Source organism: Cedecea sp. Ae19-4 (genome assembly GCF_059801165.1).
Genome location: NZ_JBCHWG010000004.1, coordinates 256501 through 272699, shown reverse-complemented (window position 1 = coordinate 272699; position 16199 = coordinate 256501). Strand labels below are relative to the sequence as shown.

15 protein-coding genes are annotated in these 16199 nt (G+C 55.6%); 8 read left to right on the top strand and 7 right to left on the bottom strand.

What is annotated here, in order from left to right:
* Positions 1-76 precede the first annotated feature (76 nt).
* Positions 77-2794, bottom strand: a complete 2718-nt coding sequence (gene mgtA / locus AAIE02_RS22465; protein ID WP_166995046.1) for a magnesium-translocating P-type ATPase — start codon at positions 2792-2794, stop codon at positions 77-79.
* Positions 2795-3292: 498 nt separating this feature from the next.
* On the opposite strand from mgtA, the gene treR reads away from it, so the two are divergent.
* The 3 genes from treR (at position 3293) to treC (ending at position 7636) form a co-directional block, all read left to right on the top strand.
* Positions 3293-4240, top strand: a complete 948-nt coding sequence (treR, locus tag AAIE02_RS22460) for a trehalose operon repressor TreR (protein ID WP_008454725.1) — start codon at positions 3293-3295, stop codon at positions 4238-4240.
* A 120-nt stretch (positions 4241-4360) separates the two neighbouring features.
* Positions 4361-5779 (top strand): PTS trehalose transporter subunit IIBC, encoded by a 1419-nt coding sequence (gene treB / locus AAIE02_RS22455; RefSeq protein ID WP_498533272.1) that lies wholly within the window; start codon positions 4361-4363, stop codon positions 5777-5779.
* Positions 5780-5977: 198 nt separating this feature from the next.
* Positions 5978-7636 (top strand): alpha,alpha-phosphotrehalase, encoded by a 1659-nt coding sequence (gene treC, locus AAIE02_RS22450; RefSeq protein ID WP_498533271.1) that lies wholly within the window; start codon positions 5978-5980, stop codon positions 7634-7636.
* A gap of 143 nt (positions 7637-7779) precedes the next feature.
* On the opposite strand, the gene AAIE02_RS22445 is transcribed toward treC, so the two are convergent.
* Positions 7780-8310 (bottom strand): NAD(P)H-dependent oxidoreductase, encoded by a 531-nt coding sequence (locus AAIE02_RS22445; protein WP_166995042.1) that lies wholly within the window; start codon positions 8308-8310, stop codon positions 7780-7782.
* Between the two features lie 100 nt (positions 8311-8410).
* Here AAIE02_RS22445 and AAIE02_RS22440 point away from each other — a divergent pair, with 100 nt between their 5' ends.
* The 3 genes from AAIE02_RS22440 to nrdG all read left to right on the top strand — a co-directional run bounded on the left by AAIE02_RS22440 (position 8411) and on the right by nrdG (position 12342).
* Positions 8411-9292 (top strand): LysR family transcriptional regulator, encoded by an 882-nt coding sequence (locus AAIE02_RS22440; RefSeq protein ID WP_008454738.1) that lies wholly within the window; start codon positions 8411-8413, stop codon positions 9290-9292.
* Between the two features lie 295 nt (positions 9293-9587).
* Positions 9588-11723 (top strand): anaerobic ribonucleoside-triphosphate reductase, encoded by a 2136-nt coding sequence (gene nrdD, locus AAIE02_RS22435; RefSeq protein ID WP_498533270.1) that lies wholly within the window; start codon positions 9588-9590, stop codon positions 11721-11723.
* 154 nt (positions 11724-11877) lie between these two features.
* A complete protein-coding gene (gene nrdG / locus AAIE02_RS22430; RefSeq protein WP_498533269.1) occupies positions 11878-12342 on the top strand; it encodes an anaerobic ribonucleoside-triphosphate reductase-activating protein in 465 nt (154 codons plus the stop codon).
* A gap of 30 nt (positions 12343-12372) precedes the next feature.
* On the opposite strand, the gene AAIE02_RS22425 is transcribed toward nrdG, so the two are convergent.
* On the bottom strand, positions 12373-12726 hold the full coding sequence (locus AAIE02_RS22425) for a winged helix-turn-helix transcriptional regulator (protein WP_166877814.1): 354 nt from the start codon (positions 12724-12726) through the stop codon (positions 12373-12375).
* A 120-nt stretch (positions 12727-12846) separates the two neighbouring features.
* Between AAIE02_RS22425 and AAIE02_RS22420 the strand changes: the two genes are divergently transcribed.
* Positions 12847-13377 (top strand): NAD(P)H-dependent oxidoreductase, encoded by a 531-nt coding sequence (locus AAIE02_RS22420; protein WP_498533268.1) that lies wholly within the window; start codon positions 12847-12849, stop codon positions 13375-13377.
* A 140-nt stretch (positions 13378-13517) separates the two neighbouring features.
* On the opposite strand, the gene AAIE02_RS22415 is transcribed toward AAIE02_RS22420, so the two are convergent.
* Entirely contained in the window at positions 13518-14171 is a 654-nt protein-coding gene (locus AAIE02_RS22415; protein WP_498533267.1) for an NAD(P)H-binding protein, read from the bottom strand.
* Positions 14172-14191: 20 nt separating this feature from the next.
* Positions 14192-14620: a YhbP family protein gene (locus tag AAIE02_RS22410; RefSeq protein WP_039298129.1), complete on the bottom strand. Its 429-nt coding sequence runs from the start codon at positions 14618-14620 to the stop codon at positions 14192-14194.
* A gap of 53 nt (positions 14621-14673) precedes the next feature.
* Between AAIE02_RS22410 and AAIE02_RS22405 the strand changes: the two genes are divergently transcribed.
* Positions 14674-14967, top strand: coding sequence for a GIY-YIG nuclease family protein (locus AAIE02_RS22405; RefSeq protein WP_336708962.1), 294 nt, complete (start codon positions 14674-14676; stop codon positions 14965-14967).
* Here AAIE02_RS22405 and AAIE02_RS22400 read toward each other — a convergent pair.
* Together AAIE02_RS22400 and ubiT are read right to left on the bottom strand one after the other, a co-directional pair.
* Positions 14964-15467 (bottom strand): GNAT family N-acetyltransferase, encoded by a 504-nt coding sequence (locus AAIE02_RS22400; protein WP_008454760.1) that lies wholly within the window; start codon positions 15465-15467, stop codon positions 14964-14966. The two genes, AAIE02_RS22405 and AAIE02_RS22400, sit on opposite strands and share 4 nt — an antisense overlap.
* A complete protein-coding gene (gene ubiT / locus AAIE02_RS22395; RefSeq protein ID WP_039288056.1) occupies positions 15461-15985 on the bottom strand; it encodes a ubiquinone anaerobic biosynthesis accessory factor UbiT in 525 nt (174 codons plus the stop codon). Before ubiT ends, AAIE02_RS22400 begins: the two co-directional genes overlap by 7 nt.
* Between the last annotated feature and the right edge of the window lie 214 nt (positions 15986-16199).

Here is a 16199-nt window from a genome sequence, read left to right as displayed (position 1 = left end):
AACAATCTGTTATCACGTGAAGGATTTTTCAGCAAGGCGGTGGCGAGACGTGGATCACATCTCGTCAATATTTGGATTACTGCCAGCCGTAACGGCGGCTATAGAAACCTTTTACCGCCTGAGTCAGCATCATGTAGCCTGCCAGGATGATCACCAGCAGCGGGAAGTAGCTCAGCGGCAGCGCCTGCAGGTGGAGATACTCCGCCAGCGGGGAGAACGGCAGCGCAATCCCGAGCGCCATCACCAGCAGCGTCATCACCATCAGCGGCCAGGCCGGACGGCTTTGCAGGAACGGAATGCGACGGGTACGGATCATGTGCACAATCAGCGTCTGCGACAGCAGGCCTTCCACGAACCAGCCGGACTGGAACAGCGTTTGCGCTTCCGGGGAATTGGCTTTGAAAATCCACCACATCACGCCGAAGGTCACGATATCGAAGATGGAGCTGAGCGGCCCGAAGAACACCATAAAGCGGCCCAGGTCGGCCGGATTCCAGCGCTGCGGCTGCTTGATTTGCTCATCATCGACGTTATCAAACGGGATCGCGACCTGCGAGACATCGTACATCAGGTTCTGAATCAGTAAGTGGATCGGCAGCATCGGCAGGAACGGCAGGAAGGCACTGGCCACCAGCACGCTGAAGACGTTGCCGAAGTTGGAGCTGGCGGTCATTTTGATGTACTTGAGCATGTTGGCGAAGGTACGACGGCCTTCAATCACGCCCTCTTCCAGCACCATCAGGCTTTTTTCCAGCAGGATGATGTCGGCAGCTTCACGGGCGATGTCCACCGCGCCGTCAACGGAAATACCGATATCCGCCGCACGTAACGCTGGAGCATCGTTGATGCCGTCGCCCATAAACCCAACCACATGGCCTTCACCGCGCAGCAGGCGAACGATACGCTCTTTGTGCATCGGCGTCAGGCGGGCAAACAGCGTGGTTTGCAGCGCCACGCGCGCCAGTTCGTCATCGCTCATCTCTTCGATGTCGCTGCCGATAATCAGGTCGCCGACTTCCAGACCGACTTCACGGCATACTTTCGCCGCGACCAGTTCGCTGTCGCCGGTCAGGATTTTCACCGCGATGCCGCTGGCTTTCAGCGCTTTTAACGCCGGAGCGGTGGTTTCTTTCGGCGGATCGAGGAAGGCAATGTAGCCTTCGAGGATCAGGTCGGACTCATCCACACGGCTGTAGTCTGCGCTGCGGGCTGGCAGGAATTTGGTGGCAACGGCAACCACGCGCAGACCCTGGCTGTTTAGCGAGTCGGTTACGCTGCGAATGCGCGCCAGCATCCCTTCACTGAGCGGCACAATTTCGTCCCCGTGGCGCACGTGGGTACAGACGTTGAGGATCTCCTGCAGCGCGCCTTTACAGATAAGCTGATGCACGTCGGCCTGCTCGGAGACCACAACCGACATGCGGCGACGGTCAAAGTCGAAAGGAATTTCATCTATTTTGTGCCAGCGGGCAACCGCCGTGCGGGCGTGATCGGCATCGACGCCTTCCAGTACCGCCACGTCGAGCAGATTTTTCAGGCCGGTTTGATAGTGGCTGTTCAGCCAGGCGGTATGCAGCACGCGATCGCTTTGCTCACCGAAGATATCGGTGTGGGTTTCCAGCACGATGCGGTCCTGGGTCAGGGTGCCGGTTTTATCGGTACACAGGATGTCCATCGCGCCAAAGTTCTGGATAGCATCCAGGTGTTTCACAATGACTTTTTGCTTCGACAGTTTGACCGCCCCGCGCGCCAGCGTGGAGGTCACAATCATAGGCAGCATTTCCGGCGTCAGGCCGACGGCAACGGAGAGCGAGAACAGCGCCGCTTCCCACCAGTCGCCCTTGGTGAAGCCGTTAATCAGCAGGACCACCGGCACCATCACCAGCATAAAGCGGATCAGCAGCCAGCTTACGCGGCTGATACCCCGCTGGAAGGCGTTAGGTTCGCTTTCCTGCTGGGTGACACGTCCGGCAAGCTGGCCGAACCAGGTGTTGCCGCCGGTGGCGATAATCATCGCCAGCGCGGTGCCGCTGACCACGTTGGTGCCCATAAAGCAGAGGTTGTCGCACTCCAGCGGGTTGTGCTGGTCATGTTGGCGGCTGACGGCAACTTTCTCGACCGGCAGAGATTCCCCGGTCAGCGACGCCTGGCCAACAAACAGGTCACGCGCCTGAATCACGCGCAGATCCGCCGGGATCATGTCACCTGCGGCAAGCTTAACGATATCCCCCGGCACCAGTTGGTCCAGCGGAACTTCGACATAAGCATATTCACCCTGTTCGTTGATCACACGCAGCACGGTCGCAGTGTTGCTAACCATCGCCTTCAGCGCATCCGCCGCGCGGGTGGAGCGGGTTTCCTGGATGAAGTTAAGCAGCGTGGAAATGACCACCATCAGCGCGATGACGCTGGCGCCAAACAGATCATCTTCCGTTGCGTAGGAGAAAATCCCCAGCGCCGTCAGCAGCAGGTTGAACGGGTTGCGGTAACAAACCCAGAGATGCACAAACCACGGCGCGGGCTGCTGCGCCGGGATCTGGTTCAGACCGTGGGTTTCACGCGCCTTTTCGACTTCGCGAGCGTCCAGCCCTTCCGGGTGGCTGCCAAACTCAACGTAGAGCTGCTCTTCGCTGGCGGCGGCATATTTCAGGCAGGCCTGGGTCAGCGTCGCCGGAATATCGGCGGCCTTCGCCACCACTTTCCCGTCAGGCATAGGATCGCGCTGCACCAGGCGGCGCGGCAGATGGCGGCTCAGCTGGGACATCAGCTGGCGTGTGAGGTTTTTGAATTGCATAAACGTCCTTAGCACCGTCTTGAGCGGTACCTAAGTTTCCTGCAGGCGCAACAAAGCTGCATCAGGCAGGAGAGCATCAACAAGCAGGGACGTAAAAGAGAGCGGTCGTCACTGCCTTACAAAACCGGTAAGGCAGCGGGCGTTAACCTGTGGCTTACCGGAAAATTCCTGTTACTTCAGGGTGAGGACTGGGATCGGGTTCCATGTCATCTCCGGTAGCGTTGAAAGAAAAATAGCATTACGCCTTCTGGCATAATGAGAATGCCAGGTATACTACGCCCGTAAAACTAAACCGTCTGTAAACCAGATTTTGCCCATATCGGGAACGGGATAGCGCGTTAAAACTTTACTCCTGATAAGTATATTCTAAATAATCCGGATTACAGGTTGGTGGCAAACGAGTGACAATCACCGCATTCGTGTCCCAAAGGGAACAGGGCTAGCCGCCATTGTCTAACCAGCCAATTTGCACCGTGACCGCCAGGGAAAAGAACAACCATGCAAAGTCGCCTTACCATCAAAGATATTGCCCGCCTGAGCGGCGTGGGGAAATCTACCGTTTCTCGCGTATTGAACAATGAAAGCGGCGTCAGCGCCCGCACGCGGGAACGGGTTGAAGCGGTAATGCAGCAGCATGAGTTTTCCCCCTCCCGCTCGGCGCGCGCGATGCGGGGCCAAAGCGATAAAGTCGTCGCCATTATCGTGACCCGCCTGGACTCCCTGTCGGAAAATCTGGCGGTGCAAACCATGCTGCCTTGCCTTTACGAGCAGGGCTACGATCCGATCATGATGGAAAGCCAGTTCTCACCAGAGATGGTTGAGGAGCATCTTGGCATGCTGCGCCGCCGCAACATCGACGGCGTGATTCTGTTTGGCTTCACCGGCATCAACGAGAAAGTGCTGCAGCCATGGCGTTCCACGCTGGTGCTGATGGCGCGAGACGCCAGCGGCTTCGCTTCGGTGTGTTATGACGATGAAGGCTCTATTCACATCCTGATGTCCACGCTTTATCAGCAGGGTCACCGGGACATCAGCTTCCTTGGCGTACCGCACGGCGACGTCACCACCGGTTACCGCCGCCACCAGGCGTATCTCGCTTTTTGCCGTGACCACGATATCGTTCCAAATGCCGCCCTGCCCGGCCTTGCCATGAAGCAGGGCTACGAGCATGTGGTTGAAGTTCTGACCCCGAAAACCACCGCCCTGCTGTGCGCCACTGACACCCTGGCGCTGGGCGCAAGCAAATATCTCCAGCAGCAAAACCGCAGCGATATTCAACTGGCGAGCGTGGGGAACACGCCGCTGATGAAATTCTTGCATCCTGAAATCATTACCGTTGACCCAGGCTACGCCGAAGCCGGTCGCGCCGCGGCTTTACAGCTGATCGGGCAGATTTCTCAGGGCCAACAGCTGCGGCAAATCGTCATCCCTAGTCACCTGCAATAAAGCCGCCCCTGATCGGGATTTTGTGATCTTCGCCCGGTTTCGGGAACGTTCCCATTTTCGCAAAATAGAAACCTGGCTACCCTTACAACAGGTCATTACCTCCTACCCAGGGTGTTACTTATGAGCAAAGTAAAACAACAAGACATCGACAAACTGATCGAACTGGTTGGCGGGCGCGAGAATATCGCCACCGTCAGCCACTGCATTACCCGACTGCGTTTTGTGCTGAACCATCCCGAAAATGCCCATCCTAAAGAGATCGAAAATCTGCCCATGGTGAAAGGCTGCTTTACCAATGCCGGCCAGTTCCAGGTGGTTATCGGTACCGATGTGGATGATTACTACATAGCGCTGATCGCCACGACCGGGCTGGACTCCGCCGACAAAGAGCAGGCCAAAACGGCGGCGCGTCAAAACATGAAATGGCACGAGCAGCTGATCTCCCACTTCGCAGAGATCTTCTTCCCGCTGCTGCCTGCGCTGATCAGCGGAGGCCTGATCCTGGGCTTCCGTAACGTCATTGGCGACCTGCCGATGAGCAACGGGGAAACCCTTGCCCAGATGTACCCGGCGCTGAAAACCGTCTATGACTTCCTGTGGTTGATTGGTGAAGCGATCTTCTTCTATCTGCCGGTGGGCATTTGCTGGTCTGCGGTGAAGAAAATGGGCGGCACGCCGATCCTCGGCATCGTGCTGGGCGTTACGCTGGTCTCCCCGCAGCTGATGAACGCCTACGAACTGGGCACCAAGATCCCGGAAGTGTGGAACTTCGGCTGGTTCACTATTGAGAAAGTCGGTTACCAGGCGCAGGTTATCCCGGCGCTGCTGGCCGGTCTGGCGCTCGGCTTCATCGAAACTCGGATGAAGCGCATCGTGCCGGATTATCTTTATCTGGTTATCGTGCCGGTTTGCTCGCTGATCCTGGCTGTTTTCCTGGCGCACACCGTCATCGGGCCGTTTGGCCGTATGATCGGCGACGGCGTGGCGTTCGCGGTTCGCCACCTGATGACCGGCAGCTTCGCCCCTATCGGCGCCGCGCTGTTTGGTTTCCTGTATGCACCATTGGTGATTACCGGCGTTCACCAGACCACGCTGGCCATCGACATGCAGATGATCCAGAGCCTGGGCGGGACACCGGTTTGGCCGCTGATTGCGCTGTCTAACATCGCGCAGGCTTCTGCGGTTGTCGGCATCATTATCTGTAGCCGCAAGCAGAATGAACGTGAAATCTCCGTCCCGGCGGCCATTTCTGCCTACCTCGGCGTCACCGAACCGGCTATGTACGGGATCAACCTGAAGTACCACTTCCCGATGCTGTGCGCGATGGTCGGTTCCGGCCTGGCTGGCCTGCTGTGCGGCCTGAACGGCGTGATGGCGAACGGGATTGGCGTCGGCGGTCTGCCGGGCATCCTGTCCATTCAGCCTAAGTTCTGGGGCGTCTACGCCATTGCAATTGTTATCGCGGTGATTGTGCCGATTATCCTGACCTCCATCGTCTACAAGCGTAAATTCCGCCAGGGCACGCTGCTGGTGGTGTAGTGAGATAAACCGGGGGCAGAAATGCCCCCTTTTCGTCAGAGCAAAGTGACTTTTTCTCGCTTTGTGGGTTATCAGCTGAAAATCAGCCCGTTGATTTTCCTTGTTTATTTTTGATGGCACTTACGGTTCTTTCTACTGCCAGAAGTTTGTCATCAGTTTATGGGGCAATTCCGCCCCTTCAGCTAGCAGGAACTCGCTATGAATATCACTCCTCCGTGGTGGCAGAACGGCGTCATCTACCAGATTTACCCGAAGAGTTTCCAGGACACGACCGGCAGCGGGACCGGCGATCTGAAGGGCGTGATTCAGCGTCTGGATTACCTCAAAACGCTGGGTGTAGATGCCATTTGGCTGACGCCGTTTTATGTGTCGCCTCAGATAGATAACGGCTACGACGTCGCTGACTACTGCGCGATAGATCCGACCTACGGCACGCTGGAAGATTTTGATTTGCTGGTGGCCGAAGCCCACAAGCGCGGTATTCGTCTGGTGCTCGATATGGTGTTTAACCACACCTCCACGGAGCACGACTGGTTCAAGCAGGCGCAGGATAAACACAGCCCGTACCGCGGGTTCTATATCTGGCGCGACGGCACGCCGGATATTCTGCCGAATAACTGGCGTTCTAAGTTTGGCGGCAACGCCTGGCAGTGGCAGGCGGAAACCGGGCAATACTATCTGCATCTTTTCGCGCCTGAGCAGGCAGACCTTAACTGGGAAAACCCGACGGTTCGCGCCGAGCTGAAGAAGGTTTGCGAGTTCTGGGCCAACCGCGGCGTAGACGGCCTGCGCCTCGACGTAATTAACCTGGTTTCAAAAGACCAGACGTTCCCGAATGACGTGCACGGCGGGGATGGGCGTCGTTTTTACACCGATGGCCCACGGGTTCACGAGTACCTGCGGGAATTCAGCCGCGATGCCTTTAAGCCGCTCGGCCTGATGACCGTCGGCGAGATGTCCTCCACCTCGCTGGATAACTGCCAGAAATATGGCGCTCTCGACGGCAGCGAGCTGTCGATGACCTTTAACTTCCATCACCTCAAGGTGGATTATCCTGGCGGTGAGAAATGGACGCTGGCAAAACCTGACTACGTGGAGCTGAAGTCAATCTTCAACCACTGGCAGCAGGGTATGCACAACGTGGCATGGAACGCGTTGTTCTGGTGTAACCACGACCAGCCGCGCATCGTGTCCCGTTTTGGTCACGAAGGCGAGCTGCGAACCACCTCCGCGAAGATGCTGGCGATGGTGCTGCACGGCATGCAAGGCACGCCGTACATCTATCAGGGGGAAGAGATTGGGATGACCAATCCGCATTTCTCCAGCATCGATCAGTACCGCGACGTGGAAAGCCTGAATATGTTTGCCGAGCTGCGAACCCTTGGACGCGACAGCAACACGCTGATGGCTATTCTTGCCAGTAAGTCACGCGACAACAGCCGCACGCCGATGCAGTGGGATGCGGGCAGTAATGCCGGCTTTAGCGAAGGCACGCCGTGGATTGGCCTGTGCGATAACTACCAGACGGTCAACGCCGCAGCGGCGCTGGAGGACAAAGAGTCGGTCTTCTATACCTACCAGCAGTTGATCAAGCTGCGTAAGGCAGAACCGGTGCTGACCTGGGGGAATTATCAGGATCTGCTGCCGGAGCACCCGCTGGTGTGGAGCTACAGCCGCCAACATGAAGGCCAGACGCTGGTAGTTGCCGCAAACCTTAGCGCAGAGGCGCAATGGCTGCAGCTGGAAGGGCACGAAGGTGAATGGGAAGTACTGATGAGTAACTACGCTGATGCCGCCCCTAAACCTGCGGAGATGAGCCTGAGGCCGTTTGAGGCGGTGTACTGGATTAAGCGTTAGTCTGATTACTGACAACCCCCAATGTCGCTTCTGACCCTCACCCTACCCCTCTCCCTGAAAGGGAGAGGGAATAGATTGAGTACTGCTTTACCCCGTTGTTTGCCCCCTCGCCCCTTTGGGGAGAGGGCCGGGATGAGGGGAAATCACCCTTTTAGCGCCTGAACCCGGCTCAGCCAGCCGTTAACGCCTTCGTCGATCAGCACTTCCGTAATCGTATTCGCCCCCTGAATAAGCGCAGGAGCCTGCCAGATCATACCGGTCTTATTCGCCATCGCGTGGAACGGCAGCAGCAGCTCTTCCACCGTGTAGCGGTTAGCACCTTCTGCACGATAAGCCTCCGCCTGGCCGCCCGTCGACGTCATGACCATCAGCTTTTTGCCGTGCAGCGCGGTGCCGTTAGTCCCGTAGGCAAAGCCAAAGGTTAGCACCTGATCCTGCCAGTCTTTGAGGATCGCCGGGGAGCTGTACCACCAGAACGGGAACATCAGCACAATCGCGTCATGTTCCACCAGCAGCGCCTGTTCACGCTCAACGTCAATCTGATGATCCGGGTACTCACGCTTAAGTTCGTGCACGGTGACGCCTGCGATGCTTTTCAGGGCCGTAACGCCAGCGCGGTTAATACGGGATTCTTCAGGGGCACGATGTGCCGCCAGCACTAATATTTTATTCATCTTTCAGACCTCATTTTTGGGATGAGGCTATCTTTTCAGATGACAGGACTTACCTGTAGTCCATAACATGGCACATCTGTTTCAACCAAAGGTTACAAGTATGATGCTTTCCGCTGACGTTCATCGGCTCATTCCCGCTTTTCTGGCGGCGGCAGACTGCCAGAGTTTTTCCGAGGCAGCCCGTCAGTTGGGCATTACGCCCGCGGCGGTGAGTAAAAGCATACGTCAGCTTGAACTGCGGCTGGGCATCGTGCTCTTTGTGCGCAATACGCACTTTGTGGTGCTGACCGAAGAAGGGACTGCGCTGCGTGAAGAGGTCGCTCCGCTGTGGCAGGCTCTGAACCAGGCGCTGGTTAATCCGGGGGCGGAACCTTCGGGGCTGCTGCGCGTCAGCGTGATCCCTGGCTTTGGCCGCCACTGCCTGATGCCGATCCTGGCCGAATTCCAGCGGCGCTATCCGCTGATTCGCTTTGAGATGTCGATGGAAGCCCGCAGCGTCAACCTCATTGGCGAGCGCATTGACGTGGCCATCGGCCACCGCACGGTAAGAGATAACCGCGTGGTGGCGCGCGAGCTGTATACCTCGAAAATGATTACGGCGGCGTCACCGGCCTATTTAGCTCAACACGGAACGCCACAAACGCCGGAAGATCTCGCGAAGCATCGCTGCCTCATCCACCGCAACTCCGGCACCGGGCGCCTTCAGCAATGGATGAATAACGAAACGCTGTTTGATGAGCCTTCAGCCTGGTTTATCTCCACCTCACCGGATTCTCTGATGGATGCCGCGCTGTCCGGCATGGGGATCGTTTATCTCGCCGACTGGTATCTCACCCGTCCCATCACCGAAGGCAAGTTAGTGCCGATTTTGCAGGGTTCAGCCCCCGAGCCGCAGCAGCTCTGGGTGAAGTATGCCGGAGGAAAAATCCCGCCAAAGACTCGGGTTTTTGTAGAATATTTATACGAAAAATTAATCGGATAATTTCCCTCCCATAGACAACGCCCGCCGTTTCTACCGCCCCCGATTTACTTTGTTCTGAATCAATAAAATCGCAAACATGTTTGATGCAAATCACTATATATAGAACTTAGAATGCATCCCGGCCCTACATGTTGTATTCATCGACTATTATAACGACAACGCCCTCAGGATAAGCTTGGGGATTATCTGTGGATAAAAAGGGCCAACTTTCGGGAAATTTTGGCAGGACAACTGGCTACGAGCTCCCGGAGATCCCCCTACATTTGTGGATAACCTAAAAATAAACGGAGAAATCATGACACCGCATGTGATGAAAAGAGACGGGTGCAAGGTACCTTTCACTTCAGAGCGCATCAGAGAAGCCATTCTGCGTGCAGCTAAAGCAGCGGGAGTCGATGACGCGGACTATTGCGCCACCGTCGCAGATATCGTCAGTCAGCAGATGGCCGGTCGCAGCCAGGTCGACATCGGCGAGATCCAGGTCGCCGTAGAAAACCAGCTCATGGCCGGAAACTACAAGCAGCTGGCGCGCGCCTATATTGAGTATCGCCATGACCGCGATATTGAGCGCGAGAAGCGTGGCCGCCTGAACCAGGAAATTCGTGGCCTGGTTGAGCAGACTAATTCCGCCCTGCTCAACGAGAACGCTAACAAAGACAGTAAAGTGATCCCCACTCAGCGCGACCTGCTGGCCGGGATCGTCGCCAAGCACTATGCCAAGCAGCACCTGCTGCCGCGCGACGTGGTGCTCGCGCACGAGCGCGGCGATATTCACTATCACGATCTCGACTACTCTCCGTTTTTCCCGATGTTCAACTGCATGCTTATCGATCTCAAAGGTATGCTGACCCACGGTTTTAAAATGGGTAACGCCGAAATCGAACCGCCAAAATCCATTTCTACCGCAACGGCGGTTACCGCGCAGATCATCGCCCAGGTTGCCAGCCATATTTACGGCGGAACCACCATCAACCGCATCGACGAAGTGCTGGCCCCGTTTGTGACCGAAAGCTTTAACAAGCACCGTAAAATTGCTGAAGAGTGGCAGATCCCCGACGCGGAGGGATATGCTCACTCCCGCACAGAGAAGGAGTGCTACGACGCCTTCCAGTCCCTTGAATACGAAGTGAATACCCTGCATACCGCCAACGGGCAGACGCCGTTTGTCACCTTTGGTTTTGGCCTCGGTACCCGTTGGGAATCACGCCTGATCCAGACTTCGATTCTGCGCAACCGCATCGCCGGCCTGGGTAAAAATCGCAAGACCGCGGTGTTCCCAAAACTGGTCTTTGCGATCCAGGACGGTCTGAACCATAAGTTCGGCGACGCCAACTACGACATTAAGCAACTGGCACTGGAATGCGCGTCCAAACGCATGTACCCGGACATTCTTAATTACGATCAGGTGGTGAAAGTCACCGGTTCGTTTAAAACGCCAATGGGCTGCCGCAGCTTCCTCGGCGTATACGAAGAAAACGGCGAGCAGATCCACGACGGGCGTAACAACCTCGGCGTGATCAGCCTGAACCTGCCGCGCATTGCGCTGGAAGCCAAAGGGGATGAAGCCACCTTCTGGAAACTGCTGGACGATCGCCTCCTGCTGGCGCGTAAAGCGCTGATGACCCGCATTGCCCGCCTGGAAGGCGTCAAAGCCCGAGTGGCCCCGATCCTCTATATGGAAGGCGCCTGCGGCGTGCGCCTGAAGGCCGACGACGACGTGTCTGAGATCTTTAAAAATGGCCGGGCGTCTATTTCCCTGGGCTACATCGGCATCCACGAAACGGTGAACGCCCTGTTCGGTAACCAGCACGTGTACGACAGCGAAGCCCTGCGAGAAAAAGCCGTTGCTATCGTGACTCGTCTGCGCGAAGCCACCGACAGCTGGAAGGCAGAAACCGGCTACGGCTTTAGCCTCTACAGCACGCCAAGTGAGAACCTGTGCGACCGCTTCTGTCGTCTGGATACCGCTGAGTTCGGCGTCGTGCTTGGCGTTACCGACAAAGGCTACTACACCAACAGCTTCCACCTCGACGTGGAGAAAAAGGTAAATCCTTACGACAAAATCGACTTCGAAGCACCGTATCCACCGCTGGCTAACGGCGGCTTCATTTGCTACGGCGAGTACCCAAACATCCAGCACAACCTGCGGGCGCTGGAAGATGTGTGGGATTACAGCTACAAGCACGTGCCTTACTACGGCACCAATACGCCAATCGATGAATGCTACGAGTGCGGCTACACCGGCGAGTTCGAATGTACCAGCAAGGGCTTTACCTGCCCGAAATGCGGTAACCACGATGCGGCGCGCGTGTCGGTTACCCGCCGCGTATGCGGTTATCTCGGCAGCCCGGACGCACGTCCGTTTAACGCCGGCAAGCAGGAAGAAGTTAAGCGCCGAGTGAAGCACCTGGGCAACGGGCAGATCGGTTAAGCCATAAAGCGAACTCCCCTCACCCTAACCCTCTCCCCTAAGGGGAGAGGGAACAGTCTGTGTAAATACTTACGCCGCGCGCTGGTTTTCTCCCTCTCCTGTGACAGAGGGCCAGGGTGAGTGAGACAGCTATGGCGTCAATTGAGATGCGAAAATGAATTATCACCAGTACTACCCCGTCGACATCGTCAATGGCCCCGGCACTCGCTGCACGCTGTTTGTCTCAGGCTGCGTGCATGAATGCCCCGGCTGCTACAACAAAAGCACCTGGCGCGTAAATTCGGGCATGCCGTTTACCGCAGAAATGGCCGATCGCATTATTACCGACCTGAACGACACCCGCGTTAAGCGCCAGGGAATCTCACTTTCGGGCGGCGATCCGCTGCATCCGCAGAACGTGCCCGAGATTCTAAAGCTGGTGCAGCGCGTGCGTGCCGAATGCCCAGGCAAGGACATCTGGGTGTGGACGGGATATAAGATTGATGAACTGAACGCCGCACAGCAGGAAGTGTTAGCGTTAATCAACGTGCTGGTGGACGGCAAGTTTGTTCAGGATTTAAAAGACCCGGCGCTTATCTGGCGAGGCAGCAGTAACCAGGTCGTTCATCATCTGCGTTAAATCAGGCTTCCCGATAGCCGGCGGGAAGCTTCACTGCAGCACATCATAGCGGTGTACGTTTCCCCATTCACACATCATATCCAACACCGGGATCAGCGACTTACCACGCTCTGAAAGGCTGTACTCTACCTTGGGTGGAATTTGCGGATATTCGTTCCGTATAATCAACCCGTCATTCTCCAGCTCTTTCAGCGTCAGGCTCAGGGTTCTGAACGAAATAGTCTCAATGCTGCGCTTGAGCTCGTTGAAGCGAATCACCGGCTTATGCTCAGCCAGCGCATAGAGAATGATCATTTTATATTTCCCATTCACCAGCGACAGCGTGTAGGCAAAGCCCGTGTCGCCCATAAATGCGCAAGAATCCGGCACAGCCTTTTCGCTCATAACACTATCCTTTGGTATAGTACATATCAACAATGACAGTATTGTACTTTAATTTAAAGCTCCCTATGATGCAAACATCAAACAAACGATAATGGACAGCGACCTCAAGAGGAATTAACCATGAAGACGTTAATTGTTGTTATTCATCCGAATATTAATGAGTCTAAAATTAATAAGCGTTGGATAAGTGAATTAGAAAATCATCCAGCGTTATATACCGTCCACAATCTTTATCAGGCTTATCCAGATGGCGTTATTGATGTGGAAAGGGAGCAGAAACTGATTGAACAACACGATAAAATTATTCTGCAATTTCCGCTGTACTGGTTTAATAGCCCACCGTTGTTAAAGCAGTGGCTGGATGAGGTCTTTACCTATGGCTGGGCCTACGGCTCTACCAGCGGGCATAAGCTCAGAGGCCGTAAGTTCGCGCTGGCGGTAAGCGCCGGTATTAAAGAGGCGGATTTTTCTCGTGATGGGCGCTATGAGCATTCGTTACAGGAAATACTTCTGCCGTTTGAAATGACCGCGAAATATGTCGAGGCGGATTATCAGCCCTTCTACGCATTTTATGGGGCTGAATATGAAGTTTCCGCCCAGCAGCTGGAAAATAGCGCCAAAGGATATATTGATTACCTGCAATCCTTTTAATATTTAGCCTTTAACACCTGACAGTTATCTTCTCAATAGTTTATTGAGCGGCATGCCTTTGCTATTAAAAAGCCACGTAATAATGTGGCTTTTATTTACAAAACCAACGTAAATAATGCCACATAAGCTCTCTGGAATAATTACTCCACGGCATAGTACTGAGCGCGTTCTCGTAGTTCGGCAGAATTAACAATCGTTACTCCTTCCCGAACGGGGTTGAACGCTTCAAAAAGCAGGGCTTTTGCCACGTCCAGCGATTCAATGGCTTTGAGATTGCCGGGCAGCATTTTAAAAATCGGCAGCATGACGACTTCGTTTAAGCGACGGGTTTGGCGATGTCCCAGCAGCATTGAGGGGCGGGCAATAGTCAGACGCGGCCAGGTTTGCGCTATCAGCGTATCTTCCATTTCACCCTTCACGCGGTTGTAGAAGAACGGCGAGCGGCTGTTCGCGCCCAGCGCGCTGACCACCAGCATCTGTTTTGCCCCAAGCCGCTGGCCCGTAAGAGCGGCGTCCACGACAAGTGTGTAATCGACCAGGATAAACGCCTCTTTGCTGCCGGCCTCACGAAGTGTTGTACCCAGGCAGCAAAAGACCGTATCAACCGGTTCCGTGACCTGCACGAACGCGTCTGACAGCTGTGGATCGTGTGGATTAACAACCTTGTTCAGCGCTACCGGCAGCGGGCGGCGGGTGGGCGCCACAATTGAGGTGATGCGCGAGTCCTGACTAAGCAGGCGGAGTAAATGGCCGCCCACAAGCCCCGTGGCGCCGACGATCAGAACACGACTCATACTGCCTCCTGAGAATGAATTTACTCGTCACGTAGCCAGTGTAGCTTTTTCCCGAAGCCGAGCGTGTTGTCCGTCATTTTTAGCTCATCCAGCCGAATTTCCCACATCGGGGCCGACATGACTTTGGCTATCGGGAAACGCTTCAGGTAGCGAATACGAAAGTCAGCCGCTTCTTCTGCCGCCAGCAGACGAATTTCCCCCCGGAACTGTACGCCCCGGATAAGCGCCACGGTTTTGGGCTGGCCGTTTATCGTCCCGGCGACCGGGGCCTGCTCCCCAATCAGCTCACCGTGGCGGGATGAAGTCTCGCTCAACAGATAAAAGGCCACGCGTTCAGGGTCGAAAATGTAAAACGCGTTCGCGCACCAAAGCGAGTGCCCACTGCCCACGCAGTAGCTGAGAACATGTTGTTTTGTCAGCCAGCGGCTGATGGCATTGAGTGATTCCATCGTCATCCTGAACAGTGTTACTCTGCGACAAATGTTAATTATGCGCCCGCCCTATGACTCCCTGGTATCTCTATTTAATTCGCTGCCCCGATAACCGCCTTTATACCGGCATCACCACCGACGTAGCTCGCCGCTTTGCCCAGCATCAGTCAGGGAAAGGAGCCAAGGCGCTGCGCGGCAAGGGGGAGCTGGATCTGGTATTTAGTCAGGTGGTGGGCAACCGGTCGCTGGCGCTGCGGGCCGAATACCGAATTAAACAGTTGAGCAAGGCCGAGAAAGAGAGGCTGGTAGTGGGCAAGGTAGCCCTTGAAGACCTGCTCGCAAGCCTTCAAGGGGAAACTCGCTAAACGGTGTTGAAGTGGTCAGAATATTCTACCAGGCCACTGACGCCGTTCAGGGCATCATCCGCCAGCGGATGAACCTGGAATGCCGCTTCGGTGCCAGGCCAGCGGCAGCGCAGATCGTAACGGGCCGCAGGCTGGAAGCCAAGATGACCATACATCTCCGGCGAACCCAGCGTGACCACGGCGGCATAGCCAAACTCATTCAGAGAATCCAGCCCTTCGTATACCAGCTGTTTGGCAATGCCCTGCCCGCGAACCGACTCATCTACCGCCAGCGGTGCAAGCCCCACCCACTGCAGCTCTTCGCCTTCTACAGCGACCGGGCTGAAGGCCACGTAGCCAATCACCTGCCCTTCATCGTCGGTGGCGACGAGACCCAGCGTTAACAGCCCGTCTTCCCGCAGTGCTTTCACCAGCTCAGCTTCACCCTCACCTTCAAAGGAACGGCGCAGCAGCGCGTCGATGCCGGGTGCATCAATGGGAATTTCTACACGAATTAACATGGCTCACCTATCGAATTACCTTCAGGGGCGGCGTTGTGTTTCAAACCCGCCTCAACAAAATCAGCCAGCTGTAATAGCAGGATGCGCAGCGGTTTAGGCATGGCATCCAGCTCAATGGCATCCATTAGATTCTTCACATATAACCCGAGTTCCGTGTCGCCTTCAATGACCAGACGACGCTGGAAAAACAGGGTATCAGGATCCTGCTTGCGAGCGGCGATCAGCAACAGATCGTTGGCCTCAGCGCTAAAGCTCACATCTGCAGGTGCATCGTCGCACACCAGCAGCTTATTGTCCTCAACGGAAGTAAACCACTTCAGGCCCAGATCGCGTACTTCAATACTTAGCCAGCGGCCTGCAAGAAAGTCCAGCTCGCCATCCTGCAGCGCCTGACGGAACTGCCAGCCCAGCACCTGCTCCAGGACCTGACGCTTAACGGCAAAAGGGGTTAGCTTGACCGGAACCCGCAGCAAAGAAGGACCAGCCTGAACCAGGCGAGAACGCAGTTTATCGAACACGGGTTTAACTCCTTTAAAAGATTTGTCGCTATTTTGCCATAACGACAATTCCCGATGGCGCGCCAAATCAACAATTCCGCAGGTTGCTGAGGGGCCGAATTGGCGGCGGCTACACTAAGCAATACGCCTTTCTCTGCCCCAAATCAAAAATTGTCGCCGACAGGTTAACTAAAATCCCGGTTCGTTAACAATTATGCTGCCCGTCCCTGTGCAG

Coding starts and splice junctions, on each gene's coding strand:
- mgtA (WP_166995046.1), bottom strand. CDS start 2,794: ATGCAATTCAAAAACCTCACACGCCAGCTGATGTCCCAGCTGAGCCGC.
- treR (WP_008454725.1), top strand. CDS start 3,293: ATGCAAAGTCGCCTTACCATCAAAGATATTGCCCGCCTGAGCGGCGTG.
- treB (WP_498533272.1), top strand. CDS start 4,361: ATGAGCAAAGTAAAACAACAAGACATCGACAAACTGATCGAACTGGTT.
- treC (WP_498533271.1), top strand. CDS start 5,978: ATGAATATCACTCCTCCGTGGTGGCAGAACGGCGTCATCTACCAGATT.
- AAIE02_RS22445 (WP_166995042.1), bottom strand. CDS start 8,310: ATGAATAAAATATTAGTGCTGGCGGCACATCGTGCCCCTGAAGAATCC.
- AAIE02_RS22440 (WP_008454738.1), top strand. CDS start 8,411: ATGATGCTTTCCGCTGACGTTCATCGGCTCATTCCCGCTTTTCTGGCG.
- nrdD (WP_498533270.1), top strand. CDS start 9,588: ATGACACCGCATGTGATGAAAAGAGACGGGTGCAAGGTACCTTTCACT.
- nrdG (WP_498533269.1), top strand. CDS start 11,878: ATGAATTATCACCAGTACTACCCCGTCGACATCGTCAATGGCCCCGGC.
- AAIE02_RS22425 (WP_166877814.1), bottom strand. CDS start 12,726: ATGAGCGAAAAGGCTGTGCCGGATTCTTGCGCATTTATGGGCGACACG.
- AAIE02_RS22420 (WP_498533268.1), top strand. CDS start 12,847: ATGAAGACGTTAATTGTTGTTATTCATCCGAATATTAATGAGTCTAAA.
- AAIE02_RS22415 (WP_498533267.1), bottom strand. CDS start 14,171: ATGAGTCGTGTTCTGATCGTCGGCGCCACGGGGCTTGTGGGCGGCCAT.
- AAIE02_RS22410 (WP_039298129.1), bottom strand. CDS start 14,620: ATGGAATCACTCAATGCCATCAGCCGCTGGCTGACAAAACAACATGTT.
- AAIE02_RS22405 (WP_336708962.1), top strand. CDS start 14,674: ATGACTCCCTGGTATCTCTATTTAATTCGCTGCCCCGATAACCGCCTT.
- AAIE02_RS22400 (WP_008454760.1), bottom strand. CDS start 15,467: ATGTTAATTCGTGTAGAAATTCCCATTGATGCACCCGGCATCGACGCG.